General features: G+C 59.1%; 6 protein-coding genes. 4 read left to right on the top strand and 2 right to left on the bottom strand.

What is annotated here, in order from left to right:
• Positions 1-224, top strand: a 224-nt coding sequence (locus HHL24_RS42950; RefSeq protein WP_230417821.1) for an ATP-binding protein, incomplete at its 5' end; no start/stop codon positions are given.
• Positions 225-290: 66 nt separating this feature from the next.
• Here the strand turns inward: HHL24_RS42950 and HHL24_RS42945 are convergent.
• Positions 291-569 (bottom strand): hypothetical protein, encoded by a 279-nt coding sequence (locus tag HHL24_RS42945; protein ID WP_169491293.1) that lies wholly within the window; start codon positions 567-569, stop codon positions 291-293.
• Between the two features lie 554 nt (positions 570-1,123).
• Here HHL24_RS42945 and HHL24_RS42940 point away from each other — a divergent pair.
• The 3 genes from HHL24_RS42940 to HHL24_RS42930 all read left to right on the top strand — a co-directional run bounded on the left by HHL24_RS42940 (position 1,124) and on the right by HHL24_RS42930 (position 4,456).
• Positions 1,124-1,978, top strand: coding sequence for a hypothetical protein (locus HHL24_RS42940; protein WP_169491292.1), 855 nt, complete (start codon positions 1,124-1,126; stop codon positions 1,976-1,978).
• A 326-nt stretch (positions 1,979-2,304) separates the two neighbouring features.
• The gene (locus HHL24_RS42935; protein ID WP_169491294.1) at positions 2,305-3,735 is read left to right on the top strand and encodes a M20 family metallopeptidase; all 1,431 of its coding nucleotides are present in this window, start codon (positions 2,305-2,307) and stop codon (positions 3,733-3,735) included.
• Positions 3,736-4,201: 466 nt separating this feature from the next.
• On the top strand, positions 4,202-4,456 hold the full coding sequence (locus tag HHL24_RS42930; RefSeq protein WP_169491291.1) for a hypothetical protein: 255 nt from the start codon (positions 4,202-4,204) through the stop codon (positions 4,454-4,456).
• Between the two features lie 557 nt (positions 4,457-5,013).
• Here HHL24_RS42930 and HHL24_RS42925 read toward each other — a convergent pair.
• A partial coding sequence (locus HHL24_RS42925; protein ID WP_169491290.1) for a transposase occupies positions 5,014-5,157 on the bottom strand: 144 nt, incomplete at its 5' end.

Here is a 5,157-nt window from a genome sequence, read left to right as displayed (position 1 = left end):
GCCTTCTGATCACGGCCAACCAGCCGTTCTCGGGCTGGAACGACGTGTTCCCCGATCCCGGCATGACCGTCGCTGCAATTGACCGGCTCGTCCATCATTCGACGATCTTCGAGATGAATGTCGAAAGCTACCGTCGTCGCACCGCCAGCGACAAACAGAACAGCCGGCGCCGACAATCATCCAGCGACAATCACAAGGAAGGAGCGACAAACATGGCCGAATAACCACCGACAATCAACCCGGTCGACCGGCCAAAATGATTGTCGGTAAACCGGCCATCCTGCTTGACGTTATCCAGATATCGCTGTGTCCCAGTCAATCTGTTCGAAGGTACCGTCATCCTTGCGCCGCAATGGCGAGGTAAGGCGGTCTGGACTGTTCTGATAGAAGTTCAGGCGTTGCGGCTTCTCGCAGGTGTAGCCCTGCGAAGCAGGATGCGCCTTGTCTCCCTTAATTCTCACCAGTTCGCGTCCGCTTTCGCCGCCAAGCTGAACTTCGAGGCCGCAGTTCAAGCTGCACAAAATGCAGGCCGTTTGGTGCCACTTCGCTTGCTCAGCCGCCTCGCTCATCGGTATCTCCTATTACGAACCATACTGCGAAAAATTATACATAACGTACGTTATGTATAAGGAAGTTATTGGAGATTGCATAAGCCGTCAAGTGCGTTTTTAGATAATTGTTTCCAATTGGCGCGGAAGCCCATGCGTGCCGGCGGTCGCAGGCTGGGTACTTGAGCTGGACTCCGCTGAGTGCCCCATCATCAAAGCAGAGTGCCCGCTGGCAACCTCCGACTCAGCCTGAGTCGGTCGCAAATCTGTACGATCGCGCGAGGCAAAGAAGCGCATGAGTGTGAATTCCTGTCATCGTCATGCCAGTAACCTTGCCTGTGTGGACGATTTGCCGCGAGTGCTCAAGCACTCCTCCGCGAGCCACTGTTCGCGGGCCGGCAAGCGGAGCAAGCCGTAACTGCGCTCTGCTGAGAAAAAGTTATAGCCCCAAAAAAATGTCAATAGGCAGAAGTTTTCGGTGACCGAATACTCGAGTCAGCTCAAGCCCAAGCGGGGTGCGCCTCACGGTCGGACCGAGTGCTTACCTCAAGGCAACTGCTATCGTCTGGAATTCCATGAGCGACCTCACCCTGCCATCCGTCAACGCTGCTGATTCCGCTGCGAGTCCTATTGGTCAGGCCAAGCGGCAATGGCGCACGCTCGTCGCCTGTTCGATCGGCAACGCACTCGAAATGTACGGCTCCGCCGTCTACATGTTCTTTGCGACGTCGATTGGCCGGCTGTTTTTTCCCGCAGATAATCTCGACGAGACGCTCGGTTACCGGGTTGCCGATCCGACTCGGCTGTCGACGCTAGTCTCCGGACACGGCAGCAAGTTCGTCCGCGGCGTGCTATCGATTGTGGCGCACACGGTCGGCATGGTACTCGTTGTGTTCTTCATGCCGACATATCTCGTGCGCGTGCGGCATCTGCCGACCTCCCTGTCGCTAGTGACCGGCTTCGTATCCGACACAACGATGTCTGTGATGCGTCTCGTGTCCGGCCGGTTGGTTCGTCGCATCGTGTCGTGCAAACCGATTGCGCTCACAAACATGGCGCATCTCTACCGTGCTCATATATACCGCCTTTTGGCTAATGAAAGCGCATCCGGATTTTCCGCTCGCGCTTGCGATAACGGCCATCCTTACCGCAGCCAGCAGCTTGTGTGGCGTACCGTTGCTCCTGTTGCTGATGGAAATGTCTCCCGCTGGCGTGTACGCCAGCGGGCTGTCCGTGATTTAAAGCATCGACGTCGCGCTGTCCGGCGGCTCCGCGCAGCTCATCGGCTCCTGGTTGCTCTCCAAGACGGGCAATCCGCTGTCGCTTGCGATCTACATGCTCGCATGCTAAGTCGTCACCGTCTGCGCGATGGGCCGCTGCACGAACGCGGTAAGCGTGCTGTGTGCAAGCTCGATGGCGACATTCCCTGAGTCACACCGTCGCTATCTTTTCAACGAACTGACGTGAATCGCGATGGCGTCGTCGCAATAGACGAGGGCGGACAGCGCCGAACCCAGAGTCACGACTCGACCCGCGCAAGCGAAGATGTGGAATGAACAAGTGGGCTGCGCTGGGCGACGGCGGCCCTGTCGGTGCATCGCGGACGTCTCTCATATGCCGGCGAACACGCCACTGTATCGCTGCGCCGGCGTGATGCACGATGGCCCGCGCTTCAGCTTCGCGTTGAGCGGCAACCATCAACTCTGATACGCGAACGCATCGCGTATCCATTTTGTCATCTTGAATAACGGGAAAAATCGTGTCAATCGAACTGGTACAAGACTTCATCGAAAGCAGCAAGGACAAATACATCCGGCTATCCGACGAAATCTGGCAATACGCGGAACTCGGCTATACCGAGCAGAAATCCGCCGCTGCACATATCGCGTTTCTGAAATCAGCCGGCTTTACCGTCCGTGAGGGTGTCGCCGGAATTCCGACGGCGTTCGTCGCGGAAGCGGGCTCGGGTGGCCCGGTGATTGCCATTCTCGGCGAGTTCGATGCATTGTCGGGGCTGAGCCAAGAGAGTCTCGCGCTCAGATCCTGCCCGTCAAGCGAGATCGACAATGGCAACGGGCACGGCTGCGGGCACCATTTGCTCGGTACGAGCGCGCACTTGGCGGCAGTCGCGGTCAAAAACGCGCTTGAGCGTAGTGGTGTCGAGGGCAGGGTGCGGTTCTATGGCTGCCCGGCCGAAGAAGGCGGCTGGGGCAAGACCTACATGGCGCGCGCGGGCCTGTTCGACGACGTGTCCGCTGCGATCACCTGGCACCCCGGCGTCACGAACGGCATAGTGAACATGGAGAGTTTGGCGGTCAAGCAGGCATATTTCCGGTTCAAGGGTGTCGCGGCGCACGCGGGCGTGTCGCCACATCTCGGCCGCAGCGCGCTCGACGCACTCGAACTCATGAACATTGGTACGAACTTCCTGCGCGAACACATGATCCCGGATGCGCGCGTGCACTACGCGATCACCGATGCTGGCGGCGTCGCGCCGAACGTCGTGCAGCCGAACGCTGCGGCGCTATACATGATCCGCGCACCGCGCAATCGCGACGCGCATGAACTGTACGAGCGGGTCTGCAATATCGCGCGGGGGGCGGCGCTGATGACTGATTGCGAACTGAAGATCGAGGTGCATTCGGCTTGCTCGAACCTGCTGCGCAACAACACGCTGAATGAACTGATGCATGCAAAGATGAAGCAATTCGGCGCACCGAGCTATGACAGCGCAGAACTGCAGTTCGCGGAGTCGATGCATCGCACGACGAGTGCTGCCGAGATCGAAATGGCGGGACGGGTACTGCAGGCGGCGTGGCGCCAACCGAAGGCGCTGTTCGACGGTATCGATGCGCTCGACGTGCACCGCCCATGGCATATGCACGGCTCGACGGACGTCGGCGACGTCAGTTGGGTCACACCGACAGCGCAGTGCATGACCGCGTGCTTCGCCTTCGGCACGTCGCCGCATTCGTGGCAGTGGGTTTCGCAGGGCAAGAGCGCCATCGCGCACAAGGGCATGGTTCTCGCTGCGAAGACGATGGCAGCCACCGCGCTTGAGCTGTATACGAATCCATTGCTGCTCGCAGCAGCGCGCACGGAATTGGCCGAGCAGCTCGCGACAGAGCCGTATGTGTGTCCGATTCCGGAGGGTGTGCAGCCGCCGGTGCCCAAGGCCGTGGGTTAACTCGTGTGCTGGCGTCCTAGCACATTCTTGTTCGAATGGCGTCAATATCACAGGAGAGGAAGGAAGGAAGGAGGAGGAGGGAGGAGAGGAGGGAGGAGAGGAGGAGGCGCCGCAGGCCGACCGCGTCAGGAGCTGGAGGCCGAACTCGACCTCCAACGTGCTGATGGAAATGGTATGGCCGTCTGCGTCAGGTACAGACGGCTCGCGGCCTCATGAAGGCGTTTCCACTTAGAGTTTTCTCGACTTTACAGTTCGGATCAGGTGCTGAAATGTACGGTGGTCGCGAAGAGGAAGGTTGGAAGCGTCTCGGAAGACGCGCAGGCCGCGCGGGGATTTTCGGGGCAACTGACCCACGCGACCACGTCCTCGTCATCGCCGCACGCGCTGCGCGCCGCGCTAATTGAACTCAGGGCTCCCGCAGACAAGCTGAAAGTTGAAAGCGATCACGAGGCCCGCTGAGGTTTTTATGGACGGCCTGCTCAGCGGTACGGCCGATAACGGGATTAGCCAGTACGGCGATCCGAAGAATGAGACCGTCGAGCGGACGCGACTCCATGGGTCCGACGCAGGCCGGGCGGAAACCTTGCTGACCGCCAGTCAACTTCCGGTCGACGCGACAATCAAGGCAAACGGCACCAAATATGACGGTACGCGGCGTCTGATGCTTTCGCCAGTATGCCTATGGATGCCGGGAAAGTTGAGCAACATTTCCGTGCGCTGATACGATGCGTGGATCGCGAGCTGCACGCTTGAAGTGAAATTTCAGCGCGATGACTGAACATGTGAGCGACGCGTTACGACGGGCTCTTTTCCCAGCCGGTGCTTCGAAGCATTTTTTCGCATCCCAGTCTGTCTGCCGACGGGGGCGTCCGGCGTCGCGCAGGGTGGTTTTGATTGCTACATCTTCGATATCACGGGCGACACGCGCGGGGAACAAATGTGCGGCAAGCAGCCTGAGGTGCGGGACCTCGTGTAGGGCCGCTAAACGGAAAACCCGGCCGAAACTGGGCGAGCCCAATCGCCCGATCGGTGACACTTTTGCGCCGCTCTACTGCAGAGCTATGTAAGTCTCCAAAGGGAAATGGCTTTAGAACCGGTGTTCCTGTCGGCGCCCTTTTGTTATGGAAGGTCTGAACAACCCGTTTCTGCTTTGGATTTCCAGCTCGCACAATGGAGCGAAGATCACATCGTCACCTGCGACTGCGGTGGAGCGCTACCGGTCGCATCCTGGCGGTCCGAGCCTCGCCTTTACCGCACGCCTTCGGCCTTCGTTGCGCTTCACAGCATCTTGCGCGCCATCCACAGATTAGCCAGCGCGAACTGCGTTTCGATCTGAGCCGTGTTCTTCGCCAATCCTCGATACCGCGCCTTCAGATAGCCAAACTGACACTTCAGCACCCGAAACGGATGTTCCACCTTCGC

Origin of the sequence: Paraburkholderia polaris (assembly GCF_012927345.1) — a bacterium.
Taxonomy (GTDB): Bacteria; Pseudomonadota; Gammaproteobacteria; order Burkholderiales; family Burkholderiaceae; genus Paraburkholderia; species Paraburkholderia polaris.
This window is presented reverse-complemented; position numbering and strand designations above follow the sequence as displayed.

What these genes read in the sequence shown, in the direction of transcription:
- HHL24_RS42945 (WP_169491293.1), bottom strand. Translation starts at nt 569, where the DNA reads ATGAGCGAGGCGGCTGAGCAAGCGAAGTGGCACCAAACGGCCTGCATT.
- HHL24_RS42940 (WP_169491292.1), top strand. Translation starts at nt 1,124, where the DNA reads ATGAGCGACCTCACCCTGCCATCCGTCAACGCTGCTGATTCCGCTGCG.
- HHL24_RS42930 (WP_169491291.1), top strand. Translation starts at nt 4,202, where the DNA reads ATGGACGGCCTGCTCAGCGGTACGGCCGATAACGGGATTAGCCAGTAC.